This window comes from Streptomyces sp. NPDC047971 (assembly GCF_040653355.1).
Taxonomy (GTDB): Bacteria; Actinomycetota; Actinomycetes; order Streptomycetales; family Streptomycetaceae; genus Streptomyces.
Map to the genome: position 1 here is coordinate 68,318 of NZ_JBEZNW010000025.1, position 24,983 is coordinate 93,300.

General features: G+C 73.5%; 23 protein-coding genes, 1 other RNA gene and 1 pseudogene. 15 read left to right on the forward strand and 10 right to left on the reverse strand.

The window, feature by feature from the left end:
• The first annotated feature begins 12 nt into the window (after window positions 1–12).
• Together AB0D99_RS22995 and AB0D99_RS23000 are read left to right on the forward strand one after the other, a co-directional pair.
• The gene (locus AB0D99_RS22995) at window positions 13–1,206 is read left to right on the forward strand and encodes a lipid-transfer protein (protein WP_362365157.1); all 1,194 of its coding nucleotides are present in this window, start codon (window positions 13–15) and stop codon (window positions 1,204–1,206) included.
• 49 nt (window positions 1,207–1,255) lie between these two features.
• Window positions 1,256–2,680, forward strand: coding sequence for an MFS transporter (locus tag AB0D99_RS23000; RefSeq protein ID WP_362365160.1), 1,425 nt, complete (start codon window positions 1,256–1,258; stop codon window positions 2,678–2,680).
• Window positions 2,681–2,753: 73 nt separating this feature from the next.
• Here the strand turns inward: AB0D99_RS23000 and AB0D99_RS23005 are convergent.
• Window positions 2,754–3,179: pseudogene (locus AB0D99_RS23005) on the reverse strand (response regulator); the annotation flags it as partial.
• A 380-nt stretch (window positions 3,180–3,559) separates the two neighbouring features.
• Between AB0D99_RS23005 and AB0D99_RS23010 the strand changes: the two are divergent.
• Genes AB0D99_RS23010 through AB0D99_RS23020 form a run of 3 tightly spaced genes read left to right on the forward strand, consistent with a single transcriptional unit; the run spans window position 3,560 to window position 6,470 of the window.
• On the forward strand, window positions 3,560–4,423 hold the full coding sequence (locus AB0D99_RS23010; protein ID WP_362365163.1) for a MaoC/PaaZ C-terminal domain-containing protein: 864 nt from the start codon (window positions 3,560–3,562) through the stop codon (window positions 4,421–4,423).
• Between the two features lie 14 nt (window positions 4,424–4,437).
• Window positions 4,438–5,514, forward strand: a complete 1,077-nt coding sequence (locus AB0D99_RS23015; protein ID WP_362365166.1) for a Zn-dependent alcohol dehydrogenase — start codon at window positions 4,438–4,440, stop codon at window positions 5,512–5,514.
• Between the two features lie 14 nt (window positions 5,515–5,528).
• Entirely contained in the window at window positions 5,529–6,470 is a 942-nt protein-coding gene (locus tag AB0D99_RS23020) for a 3-oxoacyl-ACP reductase (protein ID WP_362365168.1), read from the forward strand.
• 218 nt (window positions 6,471–6,688) lie between these two features.
• Here AB0D99_RS23020 and AB0D99_RS23025 read toward each other — a convergent pair whose 3' ends face one another.
• Window positions 6,689–6,814 (reverse strand): hypothetical protein, encoded by a 126-nt coding sequence (locus tag AB0D99_RS23025; protein ID WP_362365170.1) that lies wholly within the window; start codon window positions 6,812–6,814, stop codon window positions 6,689–6,691.
• Between the two features lie 47 nt (window positions 6,815–6,861).
• Entirely contained in the window at window positions 6,862–7,977 is a 1,116-nt protein-coding gene (locus tag AB0D99_RS23030) for a hypothetical protein (RefSeq protein ID WP_362365173.1), read from the reverse strand.
• A gap of 772 nt (window positions 7,978–8,749) precedes the next feature.
• On the opposite strand from AB0D99_RS23030, the gene AB0D99_RS23035 reads away from it, so the two are divergent.
• From AB0D99_RS23035 to AB0D99_RS23050, 4 genes are all read left to right on the forward strand, one after another.
• On the forward strand, window positions 8,750–9,619 hold the full coding sequence (locus AB0D99_RS23035) for a Nif3-like dinuclear metal center hexameric protein (protein WP_362365176.1): 870 nt from the start codon (window positions 8,750–8,752) through the stop codon (window positions 9,617–9,619).
• Window positions 9,616–10,359 (forward strand): C4-type zinc ribbon domain-containing protein, encoded by a 744-nt coding sequence (locus AB0D99_RS23040; protein WP_362365280.1) that lies wholly within the window; start codon window positions 9,616–9,618, stop codon window positions 10,357–10,359. Before AB0D99_RS23035 ends, AB0D99_RS23040 begins: the two co-directional genes overlap by 4 nt.
• Window positions 10,359–11,807 carry a bifunctional RNase H/acid phosphatase gene (locus AB0D99_RS23045; RefSeq protein WP_362365179.1) on the forward strand — a complete coding sequence of 483 codons (1,449 nt, stop codon included), beginning with the start codon at window positions 10,359–10,361 and terminating at the stop codon, window positions 11,805–11,807. Before AB0D99_RS23040 ends, AB0D99_RS23045 begins: the two co-directional genes overlap by 1 nt.
• Window positions 11,808–11,882: 75 nt before the next feature.
• On the forward strand, window positions 11,883–12,710 hold the full coding sequence (locus AB0D99_RS23050) for a GNAT family N-acetyltransferase (RefSeq protein ID WP_362365182.1): 828 nt from the start codon (window positions 11,883–11,885) through the stop codon (window positions 12,708–12,710).
• A gap of 57 nt (window positions 12,711–12,767) precedes the next feature.
• Here the strand turns inward: AB0D99_RS23050 and eda are convergent, their stop codons facing one another.
• Window positions 12,768–13,400, reverse strand: coding sequence for a bifunctional 4-hydroxy-2-oxoglutarate aldolase/2-dehydro-3-deoxy-phosphogluconate aldolase (gene eda, locus AB0D99_RS23055; protein WP_362365185.1), 633 nt, complete (start codon window positions 13,398–13,400; stop codon window positions 12,768–12,770).
• Between the two features lie 103 nt (window positions 13,401–13,503).
• On the reverse strand, window positions 13,504–14,268 hold the full coding sequence (yaaA, locus tag AB0D99_RS23060) for a peroxide stress protein YaaA (protein WP_362365188.1): 765 nt from the start codon (window positions 14,266–14,268) through the stop codon (window positions 13,504–13,506).
• A gap of 96 nt (window positions 14,269–14,364) precedes the next feature.
• On the opposite strand from yaaA, the gene AB0D99_RS23065 reads away from it, so the two are divergent.
• Entirely contained in the window at window positions 14,365–15,810 is a 1,446-nt protein-coding gene (locus tag AB0D99_RS23065) for an RNB domain-containing ribonuclease (RefSeq protein WP_362365191.1), read from the forward strand.
• 1 nt (window position 15,811) lies between these two features.
• Here the strand turns inward: AB0D99_RS23065 and AB0D99_RS23070 are convergent, their stop codons facing one another.
• Together AB0D99_RS23070 and AB0D99_RS23075 are read right to left on the reverse strand one after the other, a co-directional pair.
• Entirely contained in the window at window positions 15,812–16,795 is a 984-nt protein-coding gene (locus tag AB0D99_RS23070) for a hypothetical protein (RefSeq protein ID WP_362365194.1), read from the reverse strand.
• Window positions 16,792–17,556, reverse strand: coding sequence for a MerR family transcriptional regulator (locus AB0D99_RS23075; protein WP_362365197.1), 765 nt, complete (start codon window positions 17,554–17,556; stop codon window positions 16,792–16,794). Before AB0D99_RS23075 ends, AB0D99_RS23070 begins: the two co-directional genes overlap by 4 nt.
• A 77-nt stretch (window positions 17,557–17,633) precedes the next feature.
• Here AB0D99_RS23075 and rnpB point away from each other — a divergent pair.
• Window positions 17,634–18,038, forward strand: an RNA gene (gene rnpB, locus AB0D99_RS23080) — RNase P RNA component class A.
• A gap of 73 nt (window positions 18,039–18,111) precedes the next feature.
• On the opposite strand, the gene AB0D99_RS23085 is transcribed toward rnpB, so the two are convergent.
• Window positions 18,112–18,426, reverse strand: coding sequence for a MazG-like family protein (locus tag AB0D99_RS23085; protein WP_362365200.1), 315 nt, complete (start codon window positions 18,424–18,426; stop codon window positions 18,112–18,114).
• A gap of 187 nt (window positions 18,427–18,613) precedes the next feature.
• On the opposite strand from AB0D99_RS23085, the gene AB0D99_RS23090 reads away from it, so the two are divergent.
• The gene (locus tag AB0D99_RS23090) at window positions 18,614–18,937 is read left to right on the forward strand and encodes a nuclear transport factor 2 family protein (protein ID WP_362365203.1); all 324 of its coding nucleotides are present in this window, start codon (window positions 18,614–18,616) and stop codon (window positions 18,935–18,937) included.
• A gap of 42 nt (window positions 18,938–18,979) precedes the next feature.
• On the opposite strand, the gene AB0D99_RS23095 is transcribed toward AB0D99_RS23090, so the two are convergent.
• Window positions 18,980–19,735 (reverse strand): SDR family oxidoreductase, encoded by a 756-nt coding sequence (locus AB0D99_RS23095; protein WP_362365206.1) that lies wholly within the window; start codon window positions 19,733–19,735, stop codon window positions 18,980–18,982.
• Between the two features lie 135 nt (window positions 19,736–19,870).
• Between AB0D99_RS23095 and AB0D99_RS23100 the strand changes: the two genes are divergently transcribed.
• Window positions 19,871–21,502 carry an alkaline phosphatase D family protein gene (locus AB0D99_RS23100; RefSeq protein ID WP_362365209.1) on the forward strand — a complete coding sequence of 544 codons (1,632 nt, stop codon included), beginning with the start codon at window positions 19,871–19,873 and terminating at the stop codon, window positions 21,500–21,502.
• Here AB0D99_RS23100 and AB0D99_RS23105 read toward each other — a convergent pair.
• Window positions 21,489–22,493 carry a Gfo/Idh/MocA family oxidoreductase gene (locus AB0D99_RS23105; protein ID WP_362365212.1) on the reverse strand — a complete coding sequence of 335 codons (1,005 nt, stop codon included), beginning with the start codon at window positions 22,491–22,493 and terminating at the stop codon, window positions 21,489–21,491. The two genes, AB0D99_RS23100 and AB0D99_RS23105, sit on opposite strands and share 14 nt — an antisense overlap.
• Window positions 22,494–22,575: 82 nt before the next feature.
• Here AB0D99_RS23105 and AB0D99_RS23110 point away from each other — a divergent pair, with 82 nt between their 5' ends.
• Both AB0D99_RS23110 and AB0D99_RS23115 read left to right on the forward strand, forming a co-directional pair.
• The gene (locus AB0D99_RS23110) at window positions 22,576–23,847 is read left to right on the forward strand and encodes a Bcr/CflA family multidrug efflux MFS transporter (RefSeq protein WP_362365283.1); all 1,272 of its coding nucleotides are present in this window, start codon (window positions 22,576–22,578) and stop codon (window positions 23,845–23,847) included.
• A 69-nt stretch (window positions 23,848–23,916) separates the two neighbouring features.
• Entirely contained in the window at window positions 23,917–24,900 is a 984-nt protein-coding gene (locus AB0D99_RS23115; protein WP_362365215.1) for a small ribosomal subunit Rsm22 family protein, read from the forward strand.
• The last annotated feature ends 83 nt before the right edge of the window (window positions 24,901–24,983 follow it).

Genomic DNA, 24,983 nt, shown 5'->3' on the forward strand with positions numbered 1-24,983 from the left:
GGGGAACCGGAGATGGGGAAGGCGTACATCGTCGGCGTCGGGATGACGAAGTTCGAGAAGCCCGAGACGCGCGACTGGCAGTACTGGGACATGGCCCGCGAGGCGGGGACGGCCGCGCTCGCCGACGCGGGGATCACGTACGCGCAGGTGGAACAGGTGCCCGTCGGCTACTGCTTCCAGGCGTCGACCGCCGGGCAGCGCGCGGCGTACGAACTCGGTCTGACCGGCGTCCCCGTCTACAACGTCAACAACAACTGCGCGACGGCGTCCACGGCGCTGATGATGGCCCGGCAGTTCGTGGAGGGCGGGATCTCCGACTGCGTCCTCGCCCTCGGCTTCGAGAAGATGTCCCGGGGCGCGCTGGGCGGCGGCTCCGACGGCGGAGACTTCAAGACCTCGCCGGTCGCCCGGCACTACGGGATCATGGCGGCCGCCCACGGCTTCGAGATGTCGCCGCCGACCGCGCAGATCTTCGGGAACGCGGCCCGTGAGCACATGGAGCGCCACGGGACGACGGAGGCCCAGCTCGCCGCCGTGGGAGCCAAGAACCACCGGCACTCGGCGAACAACCCCAACGCCCAGTTCCAGGACGTGTACTCGGTCGAGGAGATCCTCGCGGCGAAGACCATCCACCGGCCGCTGACCAAGCTGCAGTGCTCGCCCACCTCCGACGGGTCCGCGGCGGCGGTCGTCGTGTCCGAGCGCTTCGTCGTCGAGCACGGGCTGCACGACAGGGCCGTCGAGATCGCGGCGCAGGCCATGACGACCGACACCGGCGAGTCCTTCGACTCGGGTTCGTGCATCGACGCCGTGGGCCGGCCGATGTCGCGGGCCGCGGCCCGGCAGGTGTACGAACGGTCCGGCCTCGGCATCGAGGACGTGGACGTGGTGGAGTTGCACGACTGCTTCTCCATCAACGAACTCCTGACCTACGAGGCCCTCGGCATGTGCGAGGAGGGCGCGTCGGGAAAGCTCGTCGAGTCGGGCGCGACGACGTACGGCGGGCGGTGGGTGGTCAACCCCTCGGGCGGGCTGATCTCCAAGGGCCACCCGCTGGGCGCCACCGGTCTGGCCCAGGCCGCGGAACTGGTCTGGCAGCTGCGGGGAGAGGCCGGCCCCCGCCAGGTGGACGGCGCCCGCGTCGGCCTCGCCCACAACATCGGACTCGGCGGCGCGGCGGTCGTCACCCTGCTCCGGAGGTCGTAGGACGGAATCCCGATGTACGGTGCACCGGCCGTCTGCGACCATCACAGGCATGGTCCGCACCGAGTCAGTCGCCGAGCAGTCCACCTCCCCGCGTCCCGCCGCGCGCACCTGGCTCGTGGTCTTCGCCGCGTGCGCGGGGCAGTTCCTGGTGGTGCTCGACGTCTCGGTGGTGAACGTCGCGCTGCCGTCGATGCGGGCCGACCTCGGCCTCTCGGCCACCGGACTGCAGTGGGTCCTCAGCGCGTACTCCATCGCCTTCGCCGGATTCATGCTGCTCGGCGGCCGGGCGGCCGATCTCTTCGGCCGCAAGCGCATGTTCCTGCTCGGTCTCGGGCTCTTCACCGCCGCCTCCGTCGCCGGCGGACTCGCGCAGGAGGGCTGGCAGCTGATCGCGGCCCGCGCGGCCCAGGGCCTCGGCGCCGCGGTGCTCGCGCCGGCGACCCTCACCATCGTGACCGCGGCCGTCCCGGTCGGGCCCGCGCGCACCCGGGCCATCGGCACCTGGACGGCCGTCGGGGCGGCCGGGGGCGCGGCGGGCGGGTTCGTCGGCGGTGTCCTGGTGGAGCTGCTCTCCTGGCGCTGGGTGCTCCTGATCAACGTGCCCGTCGGAGTGCTCGTCCTCGCGGGAGCCGTGCTGTGGCTGAGCGAGAGCCGCACCGGGGGCGGCCGCCGGCTCGACCTTCCGGGCGCCGTTCTCGTCACCGGCGGCCTGGCCGCCGTCGCGTACGGCATCGTGCAGACGGAGGAGGCCGGCTGGGGCGATCGGGCCACCTTGCTCCCCCTGCTCGGCGGACTGGCCCTGCTCGCCGTCTTCGTCGCCGTCGAGGCGCGCGCGGCGGCCCCGCTGATGCCGCTGAGGGTGTTCCGTTCGCGGGCCGTCTCGGCCGCCAACGTGGCGATACTGGTGTGCGGTTCGACCTCCTTCGCCATGTGGTTCTTCATGACGGTGTACGCGCAGAACGTCCTCGGCTACACCCCGGTCCAGGCCGGTCTCGCCCTGGTGCCCAGCTCGGTCAGCGTCATCGTCGGCTCCAAACTGGCCCCCCGGCTGATGCCGACGGCGGGCGCGCGCAACCTGGCGGTCGTCGGCGCCCTGGTCGCCGCGGCGGGCTTCGGCTGGCAGTCGACGATGACCGCCGACGGCACGTTCCTCACCGTCATCCTGGGTCCGGGCATCCTGATGATGCTCGGCATCGGCCTGCTCACCACACCCCTCGCGACGCTCGCCACGTCGAGCGCCGCGCCCGGTGAGGCGGGCCTCGTCTCCGGTCTCGTCAACACCTCCCGCACGATGGGCGGTGCGCTGGGCCTGGCCGTCCTCTCCACCGTCGCGGTCGCGCGGACCGGCGGCGCGACCGGGCCCGAGGCGCTGACCGAGGGCTACGCCCTGGCCTTCCGTACGGCGACGGGCGTACTGGTCGCCGCCGCGATCCTCATGCTGCTCTGGCTCCCGAGGCCGGAACCGAGGGGCTGAGGCCCGGGGCCGACGGCTCGCGGGAGACGGGTCAGAGCCGGCCCCGCCGCCGGGCCGCGTCGGACACCGGGCCGGTCGGCGGCTCCGGGTCGGCGCTCGGAGCGGCGGCGGCAAGCGCCGGGTCGATGACCGTCTCGCCCCGCAGGACCCGGCGGATCGCCACGGCCAGCTCGCCCACCGGCCCGTCCTTCAGCAGAAAGCCGGCCGCCCCGGCCTCCATCGCCCCGCGCAGACAGCCCGGACGCCCGTAGGTCGCGAGGATCAGGACCCGGCAGTCGGGCACCTCGTCCCGCAGCTCCGCGGCGACGTCCAGGCCCGAGCGGCCGGGCAGCTCGACGTCGAGGAGAGCGACCTCGGGCCGGCTCGTCAGAGCCGAGCCGACGATCTCGTCACCCCGCGCCACCTGCGCGACGACCTCGATGTCGGGCTCCATCCCGAGCAGCAGCGCCAGTGCGCCCCGCGTCGTGCCCCGGCCCTCGGCGAGCAGCACTCTGATCATCCGGTGGTCTCCCACTCCTGCGGCGCCTGGATCTCCACGGAGGACCCGCGGTGACCCGGAACCCTCCGCGCGGGACGGGTCCTGACTCCAGGGTGCCGCCTGCGGCCCCGGGCCGCTCGCGCAGGCACCGCCCGGTGGGGCGGCGTCACCGTCTCGCGCCGGACCAGGCAGCTGACGTACCGTCAGACATCGGGGTCCGGGGGGTTTCCAACTCATCCCCGCTCGGCTATACATGAGGATCTACCGACCTAGAACGCGTTCTAGAACGGGCGCGTACGGGACGGTCCCGCACGGCCTCGGTGCGGCCGACGGTGCGGACGGTCGCACCGAGGTCTTCCCTCTTCAAGGATCCTCCGGGATCTCCAAGGAGCAGCATCCCGATGCCCATTGACGCCGCCATGGCCGTGGCCGCCGAGCCCCGCAGCGCCGAGATCGCCTGGGACCACAAGGACATCCAGCTCTACCACCTCGGACTCGGCGCCGGCATCCCCGCGACCGACCCCGACGAGCTGCGCTACACCCTCGAATCCCGGCTGCACGTCCTGCCCAGCTTCGCCACCGTCGCCGGCGCCGGGATGGGGGTCGTCGGCGGGCTCTCCGCGCCCGGCATCGACATCGACCTCGCCGCCGTCCTGCACGGCGGCCAGGCGATCACGCTCCACCGGCCCATCCCCGTCGCGGGCAGGGCCGTCACCACCTCCCGCGTCGCCGCCGTCCACGACAAGGGCAAGGCCGCCGTCCTCGTCCTGCGCTCCGAGGTCGCCGACGACGACGGCCCGCTGTGGACCAGCGACGCCCAGATCTTCGTCCGGGGAGAGGGCGGCTGGGGCGGCGACCGAGGCCCCTCCGAGCGCCTCGAACTCCCCGGCCGCGAGCCCGACAAGACCGTCGAGCGGGCCATCCGCCCGGACCAGGCCCTGCTCTACCGGCTCTCCGGGGACTGGAACCCGCTCCACGCCGATCCCGAGTTCGCCGAGCTCGCCGGCTTCGACCGGCCGATCCTCCACGGACTCTGCACGTACGGCATGACCCTCAAGGCGGTGGTGGACACGGTGCTCGGCGGAGACGTCGCCCGCGTCCGATCCTACCGCACCCGTTTCGCGGGGATCGTCTTCCCCGGCGAGACCCTGCGTATCCGGATCTGGCAGGACTCTCCCGAGCCCGGCCGCGTCCAGGTGTCGGTCACGGCGGTCGAGCGCGACGACGCTCCGGTGCTCGCCGACACCCTCGTCGAGTATTCGTGATTGGAGCCCGCACCATGCGCGCAGCCGTACTGCACGAGATCGGCCAGGACAAACTGGAGGTCCTCGACGACGTCGAGGCGGTGGGCTTCGGCCCCGGCAAGGTGAGGATCCGGGTCAGGGCGACCGGACTGTGCCACTCCGACGTCTCCGCCATGAGCGGAGTGCTCCCGCAGCCCGCGCCGTTCATCCCCGGCCACGAGGGCGCGGGCGAGATCCTCGACGTCGGCGAGGGTGTCACCGGGCTGAGCGAGGGACAGCGGGTCCTGCTCTGCTGGCTGCCCGCCTGCGGGGCCTGTCCCGCCTGCAAGCGCGGCCAGACACAGCTGTGCCTGGCCGGGTTCATGAACGCCGGCACCCCCAACTTCCGCAGGCCCGGAGGGGAGGTCTTCGGTTTCGCGGGGACCGGCACGTTCACCGAGGAGGTGGTCGTCGACGCCGGCTGCGCGGTGCCGATCCCCGACGACGTGCCCTTCGACATCGCCGCCCTCATCGGCTGCGGCGTCACCACCGGGCTCGGCGCCGCCATCAACACGGCTCAGGTGCGCGCCGGTTCCTCGGTCGCCGTCATCGGCTGCGGGGGCGTCGGCATCTCGGCCATCCAGGGCGCCAAGCTCCAGGGGGCCGCCCAGATCGTCGCCGTCGACCCCGTCGAGTCCCGGCGGGAGGCGGCCCTGCGCTTCGGCGCGACGGAGGCCATCGCGCCCGACGCGCTCGCCGACGCCAAGCAGCGGATCACCGCGGGGGAGGGGTTCGACTACGTCTTCGAGGTCGTCGGCAAGTCCGCCACCGCCCGCACCGCGTACGAGACGACCCGGCGCGGCGGCACGCTCTGCGTGGTCGGCGCGGGCGCGCTCGACGACTTCCTGCAGCTCAACATGTTCGAGCTGTTCTTCGACGAGAAGAAGATCCTGCCGTCGATGTACGGCGGCGGTGACGTGCTGCGCTCGTACGAACGGGCCATCGCGCTCTGGCGGGCGGGCCGGATCGACCTGGAGTCCCTGATCACCCACCGGGTGCCGCTCTCCGGGATCAACGAGGCGATCGAGCAGATGCGTACGGGTGTCGCGCTGCGTACCTGCATCGAGATCTGAGAGGACCACGACACATGTCACTCCCCCTTGAGGGTCTGTCCGCGATCGTCACGGGCGCCGGGCGGGGCCTCGGCCGGGCCGAGGCGCTGGAACTCGCCCGTCTGGGCGCGTCCGTCGTCGTCAACGACTACGGGCAGGCCGGGCGGGACGGCTCCGGCGAGGCCTCGGCCGCGCCGGCCGAGGAGGTCGCGGCGGAGATCCGCGCGGCGGGCGGCCGGGCGGTGGCGCACCTGGGCGACGTCGCCGACTTCGAGACCGCGCGGGGCCTCGTCGGCCTGGCGGTCGACGAGTTCGGCAAGCTGGACATCCTGGTCAACAACGCGGGCATCCTGCGGGACCGGATGGTCTTCTCGATGAGCGAGGAGGAGTGGGACTCGGTGATCCGGGTCCACCTCAAGGGGCACTTCAACACCACGCACTTCGCCGCGGTGCACTGGCGGGGGCGGGCGAAGGCGGGGGAGTCCGGCGTCTACGGCCGGATCGTGAACACCTCGTCGGAGGCGTTCCTCGCGGGCTCCGCCGGGCAGCCGAACTACGCGGCGGCCAAGGGCGGGATCGTCGGGCTCACGACGTCGACGGCGCTGGCGCTGGCGAAGTACGGCGTCACGGCGAACGCGATCTGCCCGCGGGCGCGGACCCGGATGACGGAGGACGTCTTCGCGGGCTTCGCGGAGCCGGAGGCCGGGGAGCTGGACGCGCTGGCGCCGGAGCACGTGGCGCCGCTGGTCGGCTATCTGGCCTCGCCCGCGGCGGCGTCGGTCAACGGCCAGCTGCTGGTGGTGCACGGCGGGATGGTCGCTGTCGTGGACCGCCCGAGGGTGTCGGCGAAGTTCGACACCTCGAAGGACGCGTTCACGTACGAGGAGCTGGACGGCCTGCTGTCCCCGCACTACGCGTCCCGCCCGGCGGGCGAGACGTTCGCGGCGGCGGAGGTCCTGGGCCTGAAGAAGGGCTGAGACGGGTGGGGCGGGTGCCGCGCCCCACCGCGGCGGGGCGGGTGCCGCGCCCCACCCCGAAGCCGAGGTGCCGGAGCGGGGCGCCGCGTCCCGCTCCGAAGGGCCGGGCGGCTGCACGGGAACGGCCCCGGGGAGATCCCCGGGGCCGTTCGTCCTGCCGTGGCGGCGGCCGAGCCGGGCGGGAAGATCGTCCCCAGTCCCGGGCCCGCACCGCGTCGCTACTGGTCCGCGTCGCGGCGGTGGCGCCCGTGGGGGGAGGAGGTGGACTCCTCCGAAGGCGCCGCCTCGCCGCGGTGCTTCCCGGAGCCGCTCTGCTCCGTCCCGTCCGTACGTGCTTCCGACATGGTGGAACTCACCCCGTACTGATCGCTGTTGTCGTGCGGCCGAGAGTCTAGTCAGCGGCCTTGCGGTCGGCGAGCGGTGCCTGCTGGAGCGGGACCGGACGGCACACCCGGGGCTCCACCGTGACCTCGACCCGGGCCGGTTCCGGGTCCGGCGGGACTTCGAGGCCGGCGAGTCCGCAGGGCGTCTCCTCCGTCCCGTACGGGAGCCGCAGCACGCCCTCCGCCGTCCAGAGCCCCGCCCCGGCCAGCCACCCCGCGGGGGCCGCCAGTTGGTGCATCCGGCGACCCGCCGGCCGCCACATCCCGACCCAGCTCCCCGCCGCCGCGTCGATCCGCAGCGCGACCGAGCAGGTCTCCGGCAGCAGCACCCGGCCCGGCTGCGCCGCGAACGGGGTCACCGCCGCGTCGTCCAGCCGCAGACAGTCGGGGAAACGAATCGGCAGCAGACTGCCGAGGACACCCCAGCCGAGCCGCTCGTGCCCCGGCGACGGAGCGTCCGAACGGATCAGCAGCAGCCCGCTGTCCGGGTCGGCCATCAGCAGCCGGTCGTGGCTCTCCTCGGTGATCTGGAGCAGCGGAGTCACCTCCCCGCCCCGCTCCAGGTCGACCGCCACCGCCTTGACCGGACCGCCCTCCAGCCGCCGGTCGAGGGCGAGCATCCGCCCCGTACGGTCCAGCCAGACCCCGCCGGAGCAGCGGCCCTTGACCTCGGCGACCTGCTCGGGCCCGAACGCCCCGCCCGCCACCAGCCAGATCGCCGTGGTGTCCGCTCCGACGCACAGGGCGTACGCGCAGATGCCGTCCGGGGAGGGCGGCAGCAGGGTGAGCTCCGCGGACTCCACGGCACCCAGGGGCAGTTCCCCCGTCCCCGGGCCCGTCGGGTACAGCAGCGAGAACGTGTGGCGGTCGCCGTCCACCCGCCGGCCGACCAGCACGCGCCCGTCCGCCAGCGGCAGCAACTGCGTGTGGCGTTCCTCGGGCTGGTCGAGCGGAAGGGGTACCGCGTACGGCTCCGGCCCGTCCAGGGTCCAACGCTCCGCGTACAGGGCGTCCCCGGTGCCGGCGAGCCGCGCGGCGTACGCCCCGTTCGCCGTGATCGTGAACCGTGACGGCCACACCGCGCCGCCGTCCCCCGCCGCCTTCTCGATGGCACACGCTGTCATCGTCTCGTCACCTCCGGCCATCGAAGCTAGTTTTCGCACTTCCTGCCGAACAACACGAGCCAGGTCACTTCACACATAAGGGTGGCCGTGAATCGATTTTGCTGAGGTGAGCGGGATGGTTGTGCTGGAGGGAAGCGTGGGGCGCGAGGCAGGACCACCCCGAGCGGAGCCCGGGACTCCGGTGCGCGGCCGGGCGGGGGGCCGTTCCGTACCGCTCCCGAGCGGCCGTCCCCTCACCCCCGGAGGACGCGCCCTCGGCTCCCTTCGCCGCCGCGCTCTGCCTCGCCGCATGCGGAAGCGGCACCGGCGCATCCGGCGCCACCTCGGAAAAGAAGGAAGGCGCGGCCCGGGAAGGGCGTCGGCGCCGCGACGCCCCGGACCGCGGGCACGGGACGGACGCCGGGCCCGGCCCGGCGTCCGTCCCCTCTCACCCGCGCCCTCGGCGGGACCGGGATCACGGCCGCCCCCGAGCGGGTCGCCGTCCTCGACGCCGGCGGCCACGGCACCCTCGTCCGCTCCGATCCGACCCCTCCCCCACGCCCCCGCCGAGGGAGCCGATGGCATCCCCACGTATCCGGCGAACCGCGCCGGCAGCGCCGCCCGGCGCGTCCGGACCGAGGGCGTCCCGGACTCCCGCCGGCACCGCCACCCGACGGCCGTCCGGGCCGAGGACGTCCCCGACGGGATCGAGCGGCACGGAGGGGGCCGCCCGCCGCCCCCGCGCGAGCGACGCCGGTTCAGGCCGAAAGAGGAGCCAGGTAGCCTTTCCTCCGTGCCCCGTCTGTCTGAAGTCATCGCCGCGCTCGACGCTCTCTGGCCGCCCGAGCGGGCCGAGGAGTGGGACGCCGTCGGCACGGTCTGCGGCGACCCCGACGCCGAGGTGACCCGTGTCCTGTTCGCCGTGGACCCCGTGCAGGAGATCGCCGACGAGGCGATCGCGCTGGGCGCCGACCTGATCGTCACCCACCACCCGCTCTATCTGCGCGGTACGACGACGGTGGCCGCCTCCCACTTCAAGGGCCGCGTCGTGCACACCCTGATCAAGCACGACATCGCCCTGCACGTCGCGCACACCAACGCCGACACCGCCGACCCCGGGGTGTCCGACGCCCTCGCCGGCGCCCTGGACCTGCGGATCACCGGACCCCTGGTGCCCGAGAACAACCTCGGCCGGATCTGCGAGCTGGACCACCCCGAGACGCTGGCCGAGTTCGCCGCCCGCGCCGCGAAGAGGCTGCCCGCCACCGCGCAGGGGATCCGCGTCGCCGGAGACCCGAACATGACCGTCCGCCGGGTCGCGGTCAGCGGCGGCTCCGGCGACAGCCTCTTCGGCGCCGTCCGGGCCGCCGGCGTGGACGCCTTCCTCACCGCCGACCTGCGCCACCACCCGGTCTCCGAGGCCACCCAGCACGCGCCGATCGGCCTGATCGACGCCGCCCACTGGGCCACCGAGTGGCCCTGGTGCGAGCAGGCCGCCGCCCAGCTCGACGAGATCTCCGACCGCCACGGCTGGGGCCTGCGCGTCCACGTCTCGAAGACGGTCACCGACCCCTGGTCCGCCCATCTCGTCCCCGCCGCCGCCCTTCCGGAGAGCGCCTCGCGCGCCCCTTCCGACTACACCTCTCCTGGAGCCCCCAACTGAACGCCGCGCCCGCCGACCAGATCCGACTCCTCGACGTCCAGGCGCTGGACGTCCGTCTCCAGCAGCTCGCCCACAAGCGCAAGTCCCTGCCCGAGCACGCCGAGATCGAGTCGCTGACGAAGGACCTCACACAGCTGCGCGACCTGCTCGTCGCCGCGCAGACCGAGGAGAGCGACTGCGCCCGCGAGCAGACCAAGGCCGAGCAGGACGTCGACCAGGTGCGCCAGCGCGCCGTCCGGGACCAGCAGCGGCTGGACTCCGGCGCCGTCTCCTCCCCGAAGGACCTGGAGAGCCTCCAGCGCGAGATCACCTCGCTCGCCAAGCGCCAGGGCGACCTGGAGGACATCGTCCTGGAGGTCATGGAGCGCCGTGAGTCCGCCACCGAGCGGGTCGCCGAGCTGACCGAGCGGGCCTCCGCCGTCCAGGCCAAGGCCGACGACGCGACCGCCCGCCGTGACGCGGCGCAGGCGGAGCTGGACGGCGAGGCGGCGTCCGTCGGCAAGGAGCGCGAGCTGGTGGCCGGCTCCGTCCCGGCCGACCTGCTGAAGCTCTACGAGAAGCTGCGCGAGCAGCAGGGCGGTGTCGGCGCGGCGCGGCTGTACCAGCGCAAGTGCGAGGGCTGCCACATCGAGCTGAACATCACCGAGCTCAACGAGGTCCGGGCGGCCGCCGCGGACACCGTGGTGCGGTGCGAGAACTGCCGTCGGATCCTGGTCCGCACGTCGGAGTCCGGCCTGTAATGACGGCCATCACGGAAGTCGTCGTCGAAGCCGACGGAGGCTCCCGGGGCAACCCGGGGCCGGCCGGGTACGGGGCGGTGGTCCTGGACCCGGTGACCGGCGAGACGCTCGCCGAGCGGGCCGAGTACATCGGCGTCGCGACCAACAACGTCGCCGAGTACAAGGGCCTGGTGGCCGGGCTGACGGCGGCGCGTGAGCTGTTTCCGGACGCCAAGGTGCACGTCCGGATGGACTCCAAGCTGGTCGTCGAGCAGATGTCCGGCCGCTGGAAGATCAAGCACCCGGACATGAAGCCGCTGGCGGCCGAGGCGGCGCGGATCTTCCCCGCGCGCCAGGTCCGCTACGAGTGGATCCCGCGCGAGAAGAACAAGCACGCGGACCGCCTCGCCAACGAGGCGATGGACGCGGGCAAGCGCGGCAAGCAGTGGGAGCCCTCGGCCTCCTCGGCGGCACTGGACGTCTCCGCGGCGCGAAACGCCGCGCGCGGGGCGGCGGCGCCCGCCGGACCTCCCGGCGACGCGGCGGCCGGCGCGGCCCGTGCCAGGGCGGCGCTCACCGGCGCGGCCTCCGGCACGCGCACCGGAGCGCGGGGCGACGAGGGCGCACCGGCCGACGGCGGCCTCTTCTCCGCCGACGTGACCGTCGCGGCCCGGGCCCGGGCCTCGCTGGCGGCGGCCACGGCCGAGCGGGAGTCCGCGGGGAGCGGGGACTTCGAGGCCGAGGCGGGTGTCCTCGGCCACCAGCACGAGGCCGCCGTGTCCGGTGCCGGGAGCACCGCGCGCACCGGCGGTGCCGCCGCGCCCGGTTGGGGGGCACCCGACATGGGGGCGCCCGCCACGTTCGTCCTGCTCCGGCACGGGGAGACCGCGCTCACGCCGGAGAAGCGGTTCTCGGGGAGCGGGGGCTCGGACCCCGAACTGTCCGCCGCCGGGACGCGGCAGGCCGAGGCGGTCGCCGCCGCGCTCTCCGCGCGCGGGACGATCCAGGAGATCGTCAGCTCGCCGCTCAGGCGCTGCCGCCAGACCGCGGAGACCGTCGCCGCGCGCCTCGGCCTCGACGTGCGCGTCGACGAGGGGCTGCGCGAGACCGACTTCGGCGCCTGGGAGGGTCTGACCTTCGCCGAGGTGCGGGAGCGGTACGCCGAGGACCTCGACGCCTGGCTCGCCTCGCCCAAGGCCGCGCCGACCGGCGGCGGCGAGAGCTTCGCGACCACCGCGCGTCGGGTCTCCGCGACCCGGGACCGGCTCACCGCCGCGTACGCCGGCCGCACCGTCCTCCTCGTCACCCACGTCACGCCCATCAAGACCCTGGTGCGGCTGGCGCTCGGCGCCCCGCCGGAGTCGCTGTTCCGGATGGAGCTCTCGGCGGCCTCGCTGTCGGCCGTGGCGTACTACGCGGACGGCAACGCCTCCGTACGACTCCTGAACGACACCTCGCACCTGAGGTGACCCGGGACGGCGACAGGGCGGAGGGGCCACGGAAATCCGTGGCCCCTCCGCCCTTTCCGTAGCACCATCGGCGCCATGAGCTGGCACATCACCGAGGACGCCGTTGCCTTCCGCGCCGCCGCCGGCGCGCACTTCGCCGCCGACCCGGCCCGGAACACCGTGCTGCTGACCCTCAGCGAGGGCGGCCTGCGGAGGCCGATCGACTCGGCACGGTACGGCTGGTGGACCGAGCCGGACGGCCGGGTGACCGGTGCGTTCCTGTTCACGCTGCCCCACGAGCCGGCGCTCGGCCCCATGCCCGTCCGGGCGGCCCGCGCCCTCGTCCACGCCCTGCCGGACGCGGCCGTCGTGACCGGCGTGCGCGGCGAGGAGGAGACGGCCGAGGCGTTCGCCCGGGAGCTGTGCGGGGAGAACCGGACGTGGACGGCCACCCGTCGGATGCGGCTCTACCGGCTCGGCACGCTCACCCCGCCGGACCCCGCGCCGCCGGGCGGGCCGAGGACGGCGGCCGCGGCGAGCGTGCCCCTCGCCGCGTCATGGATGCGCGACTACGCCCGGGACATCGGGGAGAGCGCCGACGTGGACTACACACCGAACATCGAGCCGCGCGTCACCGAAGGACGGCTCCGCTTCTGGGAGACCGGCGACGGGCCGGTGTCGATGGCGAGCGTCTCGCCGATCGTCGCGGGCCAGGCCCGGGTCTCCACGGTGTTCACCCCGGCCGAGTTCCGGGGGCGGGGCTACGCGGGAGCCGTCACCAGCGCGGTCAGCCGAGCCGCCCTGGAGGCGGGCGCGGAGCAGGTCCTGCTCTTCACGGACCTCGCCAACCCCACCAGCAACGCGTTGTATCAGCGCCTCGGGTACCGCCCCGTGATCGACCACGTGGGCCTGGCACTCACCTGACGACCGACCCCGCCGCTCTCCTGACGGCCGGTCGGCGCAGGAGGCGCCGTCGCCCGGTCAGCGAGTCCGCAGGTCCGCCGCCTCGCGGGCCAGCGACTCGACCCGGGCCCAGTCGCGGGACGCGAGGGCGTCCGCGGGCAGCATCCACGTACCGCCGACGCAACCGACGTTCGGCAGCGCGAGGTACGCGGGCGCGGAGGCCGGGGAGATCCCACCGGTCGGGCAGAAGCGGGCCTGGGGGAGCGGTCCGGAGAGGGACCTGAGATAGGGGACACCGCCCGCCGCCTCGGCGGGGAAGAACTTCATCTCGCGCACCCCGCGCTCCACGAGCGCCACGACCTCCGAGGCCGTCGAGACGCCCGGCAGGAACGGCACGCCCGAGGAGCCCATGGCCTCCAGCAGGCTCTCCGTCCAGCCCGGGCTCACCAGGAAGCGCGAGCCCGCCGCGACCGCGTCCGCGACGGCCGCCGCCGAGATCACGGTGCCGGCGCCGACGACCGCGCCGGGGACCTCGGAGGCGATCGCGCGGATGGCGTCGAGCGCCGCCGGGGTCCGCAACGTCACCTCGATCGCCGGCAGTCCGCCCGCGACGAGGGCACGGGCGAGGGGCACGGCGTCGGCGGCGTCCTCGATGACGACGACCGGGACGACGGGGGCGAGGTCGAGGACGGAGGGCAGCGCGGAGGTCATGGCCCCATCCTGCCCCGCTGCGACAGTGTGCGCAACGAGCGTTGCGCAGGCTGCAACACCCCTGGGTGTCGCCCGGTACCGACACCGCCAGGACGGGCCCGTCCTAGTGGATCTCGTCCACCAGGACGTCGAGGACGCCCGCCTTCCCCTCCTCCACCACGTACCCCAGATCCCGCAGCGCCGTCACCAGCTCGACCGGGTCCTTCGGCACCGCACCCGCTTCGAGGAGGCTCCGTACGATCCGGCCCTTCGTCGCCTTGTTGAAGTGGCTGACCACCTTCCGGGTCGGCGCGTGCAGCACCCGCACCGACGCCGTCCGCGCCGCCACCTCGCCCTTCGGCCTCCACGCCGAGGCGTACGCTGAGGACCGCAGGTCCAGCACGAGCCCGTCGCCCGCCGCCTCCGGCAGTACGGACGCCATCGCGCCCCGCCAGTGCGCGCCCAGCGCCCCGAGCCCCGGCAACTTCACGCCCATGGAGCAGCGGTACGACGGAATCCGGTCGTCCACCCGCACCGCGCCCCACAGCCCCGAGAACACCAGGATCGAGGCCCGCGCCCGCTTCCGCGCCGCCGCGTCCAGCGTGGCCAGGCCCAGCGCGTCGTACAGCACCCCGGTGTAGATCTCTCCGGCCGGACGCGCACCCGCCGTCCGCAGCTCCGTGTTCTTCGCGACCTCGCCGCGCAGCCCCTCGCTCAGCCCGAGCACCTCGCGCGCCTTCTCCTCGTCGGCGACGCACAGCTCGACCAGCTCGTTCAGGACCGCCGCCCGCGCGTCCGCCAGGCCCGGCAGCGACAGGGACTCCGGCTTGAGCGGTGCCCCACGCCCCGAAGCGGCCTTACCCTCCGACGGCGGCAACAGCACGAGCACGGTGGTTCTCCTTCATACGTACGGGGCTGGGGGTGCGGCCCCAGGGCATTCAGCCTACAAAGTGCCGGGCCAGGCCCCGCGCCATACGCTCGGTCCATGCCACGCCGCCACATTCACGTGACCGGCGCAGCCGAGGACCTGCGGGCCGCGCTGCGCGCACTGCGGACCCGGATGCAGGTGCCGGCGGGCTTCCCGCCGGCCGTCCTCGCCGAGGCGGAGGCCGCCGCGGCGTCCCCGCGACTGCCGGACCACGACGCCACCGACATCCCCCTCTTCACCATCGACCCGCCGGGCTCCCGCGACCTCGACCAGGCCATGCACCTGGCCCGCCGGACGGGCGGCGGCTACCGCGTCCACTACGCCATCGCCGACGTCGCCGCGTTCGTCACCCCCGGCGGCGCCGTCGACGAGGAGGCCCACCGGCGCGTCGAGACCCTCTACTTCCCCGACGAGAAGATCCCCCTGCATCCGCCGGTCCTCTCCGAGGGTGCCGCGAGTCTGCTGCCCGACCAGACCGTGCCCGCCCTGCTCTGGCGCTTCGACCTGGACGCCGACGGCCGTCAGGTCGCCGTCGACGTACGCCGCGCGCGCGTCCGCAGCCGCCGCAGACTCGACTACGCCGGCGCCCAGCAGCTGATCGACGCGGGCACCGCCGAGGAGCCGCTCGCCCTGCTCAAGACCGTGGGCACGCTCCGCGAGGCCCTGGAGGTCGAACGCGGTGGGGTCTCCCTCGACCTCCCCGAACAGGAGGTCGTCGAGACCGGCACGACGTACACGATCGTCTATCGCGCTCCGCGCCCCGTCGACGGCTGGAACGAACAGATCTCCCTGCTCACCGGCATGGCCGCCGCCGATCTGATGATCGCCGCGGGCACGGGGATCCTGCGCACCCTCGGCGCCGCTCCGGACGGGGTGGAGAAGCTGCGCCGGTCCGCGGAGGCCCTGGGGGTCGACTGGCCCCACCACGTCTCGTACGCGGAGCTCATCCGCTCGCTCGACGCGGCGGCGAACCCCCGGCATGCCGCCTTCCTCCTGGACGCCACCGGCCTGTTCGAGAAGTCGGCGTACCTCCCCTTCTCGGACGGCGTTCTTCCGGACGCCCTGATCCATGCGGCCATCGCCGACGAGTACACGAGCTGCACCGCGCCCCTGCGCCGGCTCGTCGACCGCTACGTGGGCGAGCTGTGCCTGTCGGCCGTCGCGGGCCAGGCGCCACCCGCGTGGGTGAAGGACGCGCTGACGAAGGTGCCGGAGGAGATGGCGAGGGGCCGTGGCAAGGACGCCGACCGGCAGAGCATGGACGTCGTCGAGGCGGCGCTGCTGAAGGACCGGATCGGCCGGGACTTCGACGGGTTCGTGATCGACGTGCGGGACGCGGCCATGAGGAAGGGGGTCGTGCACCTGAGGGAACCGGCTGTCGTGGGCACCGTCACGAGCGCGCGGAGGCTGGAGCAGGGGAAGCCGGTGCGGGTGAGGCTGATGAAGGCGGACCCCGCGGACCCCGGCCGCGACAAGGTCCTCTTCGAGCACGTGCCGGAGTGAGTCACACGGCCGCGACGGCCTTCGTCAGTGCCCGGTACAGGGCGCGTGCGTCGTCCGCGTGACAGCGCACGATCCGCACCGGCCGGGCGCCGCCGAGGAACCGCGGCGCGTTCACCGGCTGGGTCAGCTCGATGGTGAGGGAGGTCTGCGAGGCGACGGTGAGGTTCAGCTCATCCTCCGTCTTCTCGTGGGTGAAGCGCAGCTCGTGCCGGACGGAGGCGATCAGGTCGAGCGGGATGCGGAGGTCGACGTGGGCGGCCTGCCGCAGTCGCAGCGCGTCCGAGGTGAGGACATGCGGCCTGGTCACGGAGGCGGCGTGCAGTCCGAGCACGAACAGGATCCCCGAATACACGTCCAGGACCAGCACGATCGCGTGGACGACGGGCCAGTCGGCCAGCAGGTACGACATCCCGATGGTCTCGACGAGGCAGACGAAGGCGAAGCCGTACATGAGGGCGGCCTGGTCACGCGCGTGCGGGAACGGCTGGGCGCCCGGGCGGACGCCGCTGCGGCGCCGGGCCACCCACAGCGCGAGGCTCGCCATCAGTCGCAGTTCGTGTCCGATGAGCCGCAGCACGGGCACGGGCACGAGCTCACCGAGCGCCTCCCGCGCGGTCGATCCCCGGCGGCGGAGCCTTCGGTACGTCACGAGGCCGACGACCAGCACGAGAAGCGCGGCGGTCTCGGCGGCGACGAGCGCCGGCGGGGGTATCCGTACACCCGCGACGAGACAGACCAGGATCGCGATCTCCGCGGGGAGCGAGGCATAGGCGACGCCGCGCAGCAGCCGGGTGGTGACGTCACGGCCCCCGACGCCCCGTGGGGCGGCGCCCGGGCTGTCGGCGTCCGGTCCTTGGGCCTCCGCGCTCACGGGGCCCGGTCCCAGGGCCTCCGGTCCCAGGGCGCCCGGGCTCACGGCCTCCGGGCCCACCGCCTCCGTGCCGGCGGCGCCCGGGCCCACGGCGTCCGTCCGGTGGCCGGTCATCGGGCCCGCTCCTGGACGAGGACCAGGGCCTGGTGGACCGCGGCGCTCTGGGCGGGGGAGAAGTCGCCGAAGAACGTCTCGGTGAGCTGGTTGCGCGGCATGCCCTCCCCGCCGAGCCGCGCGACCACCTCGTCGGGCAGACAGTCGGCGAGCGCCTGCGCCGCCTCCGCCACCCGCGGGTCGTCGGGCGCGGCGTCCACGAGGGCGTCGAGCCGGGCGTACACGTCGTGGGCGCGCGCGACGGCGCGCGGATCCTCGGCCATGGCGCGCATCGCGCTCATGAGCTTCGCCCGCTCCTCCTCCGGCGCCATGGTGTCGATCAGGGCGAGCAGTTCCCGGTCCATCGCGGCCATGGGGGACGTCGGGACCTCGCCCAGATCCGCGAACAGATCGGCCAGCTCCCTCGACACCGGGCCCTCGGCGGTCAGCCGGCCGGCCCGGGCCTCGCCCAGCAGCTCGGCGAGGCGCGTGCGTCGCTCGCGGATCACCGCCTCCTGCCGCCCGAGGTCGGCGTCCAGTTCCTCCAGCACCTCCACCAGCTCCCGCCCTTCGTCGTCCGCGAGCACGTCCCGCACCTCGTCGAGTCCGAGACCGAGCTCGGTCAGCCGCCTGATCCGGGCGAGCAGGACGGCGTCCCGGATGCTGTACTCGCGGTAGCCGTTGGCCCGTCGCGCGGGCTCGGGCAGCAGCCCGAGATGGTGGTAGTGGCGCACGGCCCGCGGGGTGACCCCGACGAGCGCGGCGATCTCGCCGATTCGCATGGGCTCAGTAGAAACCCTGACGCTGCGACAAGGTCAAGCGCGGCCGACACGGCGGGTAGCATGGTCGGCACGGCAGACGAGCCGGGCGGACGGCCGCGTGGGGATCCTCGGATCCTCCCGAGGAACGTCCGGGCTCCACAGGGCAGGGTGGTGGCTAACGGCCACCCGGGGTGACCCGCGGGACAGTGCCACAGAAAACAGACCGCCGGGGACCTCGGTCCTCGGTAAGGGTGAAACGGTGGTGTAAGAGACCACCAGCGCCTGAGGTGACTCAGGCGGCTAGGTAAACCCCACCCGGAGCAAGGTCAAGAGGGGCCGCCTGGAGACAGGAGACCCTGCGCGAACGCTTGAGGGCTGCCCGCCCGAGTTCGCGGGTAGACCGCACGAGACCGGCGGCAACGCCGGTCCTAGATGGATGGCCGTCACCCCGACGACCGCGAGGTCCCGGGGTACAGAACCCGGCGTACAGCCCGGCTCGTCTGCCGCCGACTTCGAGAGCCCTGCCGGGTGGTGCACCACCCGGCAGGGCTCCTCCGTCCCCCGACGCCGCTGCCCTCACTCGGGCAGCGACCGCTCCGCGACCCGCCGGACGTGCCCCGCGAAGACCTCGGGGGCGTCCGGGGTGAGCGTCCGCAGGGCCACCATCGCCGTGATGATCACGTCGCAGAGCTCGGCCTCGACGTCCTGCCAGGTGTGGCTGGTCCCCTTGCGCGGATTCTGGCCGGTGGCCCCGATGACGGCCTCCGCCACCTCGCCGACCTCCTCGGAGAGCTTCAGAACGCGCAGCAGGACGTCCTGTTCGGGCGGGAGGGTGTGGTGCGAGGCGATCCAGGAGGCGAGCCGGTCGATGGTGTTCCACGGGTCGGTCATGGGGGAGAAGCCTGCCGGCTCGACGGCCCGGCGGACGCCGACCGGTCGCGGGGCATGCCCGGGCCCGGGCGCGGGACGCGAGGCCGCGGCCCGGTTCGTCCAGGTGGCCGAGTCCGTGCGCTGAGGTGCGCCACTCCCGCGGCCCGGGTCCGCCGGGAAGCGGTCGGTCCGGTGTACCGCTAGGCCCATGACCATCCCCGTGGACAAGATCGGCGATCCCGCCGTACGCGCCTTCGTCAGCGCGCTCAACGCCAATGACCCCCAGGCATTCCAGGCCGCCCTCGCACCCGGCGCCACCATGTCGGACGACGGGTCCGACCGCGATCTCCAGGAGTGGACCGAGAAGGAGATCTTCTCCTCGCGCGGCCATATGGAGATCGAGTCCGCCAAGGACGACGGGCGGTCCCTCGTCGCCCGCTACCGCAACGACACCTGGGGCGAGATGCGGACCTCCTGGCGGTTCGTCGTCACGGACGGCAAGATCGCCCGCTTCGAGACCGGCCAGGCGTAGAGCCCCGGAACGGCCCGGGGCAGGGGGTGGGGATCCCGCCCCCTACCCCCGGCCGATGTACGGCATCGCCGTCGCCATCACCGTCGCGAACTGCACGTTCGCCTCCAGCGGCAGCCCCGCCATGTGCACCACCGTCGCCGCCACGTCGGCCGCGTCCATCACCGGCTCCACCGCCAGCTCCCCGTTGGCCTGCAGGATCCCCGTCTGCATCCGCGCCGTCATCTCCGTCGCCGCGTTCCCGATGTCGATCTGACCGCATGCGATCCGGTACGGGCGACCGTCCAGCGACAGCGACTTCGTCAGGCCCGTCATCGCGTGCTTCGTCGCCGTGTACGCGATCGAGTTCGGGCGCGGCACGTGCGCCGAGATCGAGCCGTTGTTGATGATCCGGCCGCCCTGCGGCGACTGCTCCTTCATCGCCCGGTAGGCCGCCTGGGCGCACAGGAAGGCGCCCGTCAGGTTCACGTCGACGACCGCGCGCCACGTCTCGTGGTCCAGCTCCTCCACCGGGACGCCACCGCCCGCGAAGGACCCCGCGTTGTTGAAGAGCAGGTCGACTCGGCCGAACCGCTCCCGTACCGCGTCGAAGAGGGCCGTCACCGCCTCCGGCGAGGTCACGTCCGTCGGTACGCACAGGACGTCGGGCGACGACAGGGACGCGGCCGTCTCCTCCAGCGGCTCCCGCCGGCGGCCCGCCAGCGCCACCGACCAGCCCGCTTCGGCCAGGGCGCGGGCCACGCCGCGGCCGATGCCCGAACCCGCTCCCGTCACCACTGCGATGCGCGACTCAGTACTCATGGGCGCGCAGCGTACGGCAGACGCGTGCCCCATGAACTCATCCGTCCGACACGTGGATGTTCTGTACCCGACAACGTGATGTCGTCCTGCCCCACTCGAATACCGGACGGACAACATCCGCCTGGGGAGGGGTACATGACACACGCTCAGCAGCATGACGACGAACTGCGTTCCGCGGCACGCCACTTCGGCCGCCGTCGCTTCCTCACGGTCACCGGGGCCGCCGCGGCGCTCGCCTTCGCGGTCGGTCTGCCGGCCGCCGGTGCCGCGAGCGCCGCCGAGCTGAACCCCGGCCGCGTCACCGAGAACCCGTTCACCCTGGGGGTGGCGTCCGGCGACCCCCTGCCCGGCTCCGTCCTGCTCTGGACCCGGCTCGCGCCCCGCCCCTACGAGGCCGACGGGGGGCTGCCCCGCTCCCGCGTCACCGTCCACTGGGAGCTCGCCCACGACGAGCGCTTCACCCGCACCGCCCGGCGCGGCAGGGTCACCGCTCACCCCGAGTTCCAGCACAGCGTGCACGTCGAGATCGACCACCTCGACCATGATCGGGTGTATTTCTACCGGTTCCGGGTGGGCGACTGGATCAGCCCCGTCGGCCGCACCCGCACCGCGCCCGCCCCCGGCGCCCGGATATCCGGGCTCACCCTGGCCGCCGTCTCCTGCCAGGCGTACCACGACGGCTACTTCACCGCCTACGGGCATCTCGCCCGGGAAGACGTCGATGTCGTCTTCCACCTCGGCGACTACCTCTACGAGTACGCCGTCAACGCCACCGGCGGCGCCCGCGCCTACACCGACCGGCGCCTGCCCGCCGTCTTCGACCGGGAGACGATCACCCTGGAGGACTACCGGCTGCGGTACGCCCTCTACAAGTCCGACCCCGATCTGCAGGCCGCGCACGCCGCGCACCCCTTCGTCGTCACCTGGGACGACCACGAGACCGAGAACAACTACGCGGGTGGGACCCCGGAGAACGGCGTGCCGCCGGAGGAGTTCCTGCTCCGCCGCGCCGCCGCCTACCGCGCCTACTGGGAGAACCAGCCGCTCCGCAGGCCCCAGCAGCCCGAAGGGGCCGACATGCGGCTCTACCGCCGCCTCCGCTTCGGCCGACTGGCACAGTTCGACGTCCTCGACACCCGCCAGTACCGCTCCGACCAGGCGTACGGCGACGGCTGGCAGGTACCCGGCCCCGAGTCCGAGGACCCGCGCCGCACCATGATCGGTGCCACGCAGGAGCGCTGGCTGCTCGACGGCTGGCGCGACTCGCGCGCCCTGTGGAACGTCCTCCCGCAGCAGGTCGTCCTCGCCGAGCGCCGCAATGCGCCCACCGCCGACTTCAAGCTGTCCATGGACTCCTGGGACGGCTATCCGGCCTCCCGGCAGCGCGTCCTGGACGGGGCGGCCGCGGCCGGGGTGGAGAACCTGATGGTGCTCACCGGCGACGTCCACGTCGGTTACGGACTCGACATCAAGGCGGACCACCGGGACCCCGGCTCCCGGACCCTCGGCACCGAGATCGTCGCCACCTCCATCGCCAGCGGCAAGGACGGAGCCGACCGACCCGCCAACTACGACGCGCTGACCCGGGCCAACCCGCACATGAGGTTCTTCAACGGGCGGCGCGGCTATGTGACGGTCACGCTCGGCCGGGACGGCGCCCGCGCCGACTTCCGTACGGTCTCGGCCGTGACGACCCCGGGCGCCCCGGTCGCCACGGCCGGCTCCTTCGTCACGGAGGTGGGCGACCCCGGCCTCAAGCCCGCGTGACGGCCCGTTCCGACGGATAGCGGACGCCGACGCGGTCCCGTACCGCGTCGAGCGTCCGCATCACCGCGAGCGAACCCTCCAGCGGCACGAGCGGGGACTCCTTCTCGCCCGCCCGCAGGCAGCGCATGACCTCCGCCGCCTCGTGGCGCAGCGAGTGCGGATCGTCCTCGTTCACGAACTCCTCCGGCTCCCGGCCCGCCCGGTGCAGGGTGAACCGGTCCAGGAAGAAGAAGCCGCGCGGAATGTCGATCCGGCCCTCGGACCCCGTCACCGACGCGGTCAGCGGGGTGTCCGCCACGAGCGAGCAGGAGAGCAGCGCCGAGGCGCCGGAGTCCCAGCCCAGCAGCATCCCCGTGTTCAGGTCGACGCCCTCGGGCGACAGCAGTGCGTGCGCCTGCACCGAGTCCGGCTCGCCGAGCAGCAGTTGCGCGAAGGAGACGGGGTACACTCCGAGGTCCAGGAGCGCCCCGCCGCCCACCGCCGGATCCCGCAGTCGATGGTCCGCGGCGAACGGGCCCGCGAGACCGAAGTCCGCCTGGACGGTCCTGACCTCACCGATCGCCCCGTCCGCGACCAGCTCCCCGAGGCGCCGGATCAGCGGATTGCAGTACATCCACATCGCCTCCATCAGGAAGAGGCCGCGGTCCCGGGCGAGGGCGACCAACTCCCGCGCCTCGCCCGCGTTGAGCGTGAACGCCTTCTCGCAGAGGACCGCCTTGCCCGCCTCCAGGGCGAGACCCGCGGCGGCGCGGTGGGCGTGGTGCGGGGTCGCCACGTACACGACGTCGACCTCCGGGTCGGCGGTGAGCGCGGCCCACTCCCCGTACGCCCGCGGTATCCCGAACCGGTCGGCGAAAGCCTTCGCCGACTCCTCCGTACGCGAGGCCACGGCCACGACCTCCGCGTCCGGCATCGTGGCCAGATCGGTGGCGAACCGCTCCGCGATCCCGCCGGTCGCCAGTACACCCCATCGCACGGTCCTGCCGGACATTGCCATACCCCACCCCAAAAGGTCTCGACCATCCCGGACGAGCTGAGAGCATAGGGAAAGTTTCAACGAAATGGAGCAGTCGATGCCGGAGAGCGGCCGGACCAGCACGAAAGATCACATAGTCGAGGGGCCGGTCGTCGCGGCCCGGCGCGCGGGGCTGCTCGTCACCCTGGTCCTCGGTGGACTCACGGCCCTCCCCCCGCTCTCGATGGACATGTATCTGCCGGCTCTGCCGGAGGTCACCGAGTCGCTGCGCTCGCCCGCCGCGACCGTCCAGCTGACGCTGACCGCCTGCCTCGCCGGCATGGCGCTCGGGCAGCTCGTCGTCGGACCCATGAGCGACAAGTGGGGACGCCGGCGGCCCCTGCTCATCGGCATGATCGTGTACGTCGCCGCCACCGCGGTCTGCGCGCTCGCGCCCTCCGCGGAACTCCTCATCGCCTTCCGGCTGCTCCAGGGCCTGGCGGGCGCGGCCGGAATCGTGATCGCCCGGGCGGTCGTCCGCGACCTCTACGACGGCGTCGAGATGGCGCGGTTCTTCTCCACCCTGATGCTGATCTCCGGCGCCGCCCCGATCATCGCCCCGCTCATCGGCGGCCAGATCCTGAGGATCACCGACTGGCGAGGGGTCTTCTACGTCCTCACCGTCATCGGCGTCCTGCTCACCGTGGTGGTGTGGCGGTTCCTCGCCGAGACCCTGCCGCCCGAGCGGCGGCACGCGGGCGGGGTCGGCGAGGCGCTGCGGACCATGCGCGGGCTGCTCGCGGACCGGGTCTTCACCGGCTACATGCTGGCCGGCGGTCTCGCGTTCGCCGCGCTCTTCGCCTACATCTCGGCGTCCCCGTTCGTCGTCCAGGAGATCTACGGCGCCTCGCCGCAGACCTTCAGTCTCCTCTTCGGCCTCAACTCCATCGGTCTCGTCGTCGTCGGCCAGATCAACGGCAAGCTGCTCGTCGGACGCGTCAGCCTGGACAAGGCGCTGGGCTGGGGGCTGAGCGTGATCCTGCTGGCCTCGGTGGCGCTGGTGCTCATGACGAGCGGCCTGTTCGGGAAGGTGGGTCTCGTCCCGGTCGCCGCGGGCCTCTTCGTCCTGATGTCGGCGATGGGTCTGGCGATGCCGAACACGAACGCGCAGGCGCTGATGCGGACCCCGCACGCGGCGGGCTCCGCGTCCGCGCTGCTCGGCACGTCGTCCTTCCTCATCGGCGCGATCGCCTCGCCGCTCGTCGGCATCGCGGGGGAGACGACGGCCGTCCCGATGGCGGTGGTGCAGTTGGTCTGCGCGACCGCGGCGCTCTGCTGCTTCCTGGCGCTGTGCCGCCCGTGGCGGAAGCCGCGACCGCAGGAGGACTGAGGCACCGCGCCGGGACCGCCCCCTCGCCGCGCTGTCTCGGGGGCTCGGCCGGCCGCCTAACATGTGGAGGTGAACGCCTCCCCCTCCCACGCCTCCGGTGACACGCTGCGCGTCGCCCTCGCCGGGCTTCTCGACGGGCTGCCGCCGCGTCAGGCGGCTCAGGCCGTCGACCGGCTGATCGCCAACTACCGGGGGACCACCCCGACCGACGCCCCCGTGCTCCGCGACCGCTCCGACGTCGCCGCGTACGCCGCGTACCGGATGCCGGCGACCTTCGAGGCGGTGCGGTCGGCGCTCGACGCGCTGCGGGACGCGGCCCCCGCGTGGGAGCCCGCGACGCACACCGACATCGGCGGCGGCACGGGCGCGGCGAGCTGGGCCGTCGCGGAGGCGTGGGACAGTCCCCCGCGCACGACGGTCCTGGACTGGGCGGAGCCCGCGCTCGCGCTCGGCAGGGAACTCGCCGCCGGGGTGTTCGACGCGGAGTGGCGGCGGGCCCGGATCAGCGGGGAGCTGACGCTCGACGAGACGGACATCGTCACGGTCTCGTACGTCCTGAAGGAATTGACCGAGGCCGACCGCGAGGCCGTCGTGACCGAGGCCGCCCGGGTGGCGCGGGCCGTCGTGATCGTCGAGCCCGGCACCCCCGACGGCTACGAGCGGATCATCGCGGCCCGCTCCCTTCTCGTCGGGGCCGGTCTCACCGTGGCCGCGCCGTGCCCGCATAGCGGCGCGTGCCCCATCGAGCCGGGCGCGGACTGGTGCCACTTCGCCGCACGGGTGAGCAGGTCGTCCCTGCACAGGCGGGTGAAGGGCGGATCGCTGCCGTACGAGGACGAGAAGTTCAGCTATGTCGTGGCGACCAGGTTCCCGGTGACGCCGGTGGTGTCCCGGGTGACCCGGAAGCCCCAGATCCGCAAGGGCCAGGTCCTGCTGGAGCTCTGCGGGGCCGAGGAGACGGGCCTCACCCGCGCGACGGTGACCAAGCGCCACGGGACGCTCTACAAGGCCGCGCGGGACGCCGAGTGGGGCGACGCCTGGCCCCCGGAGTAGCGCCGACGAGTGCCCCGACGGACCGACCCCGCGCCGCCGGGGCCTGCCCGCGTGCGGCCCGTTCGCCGGGCCGTGCGGACGGG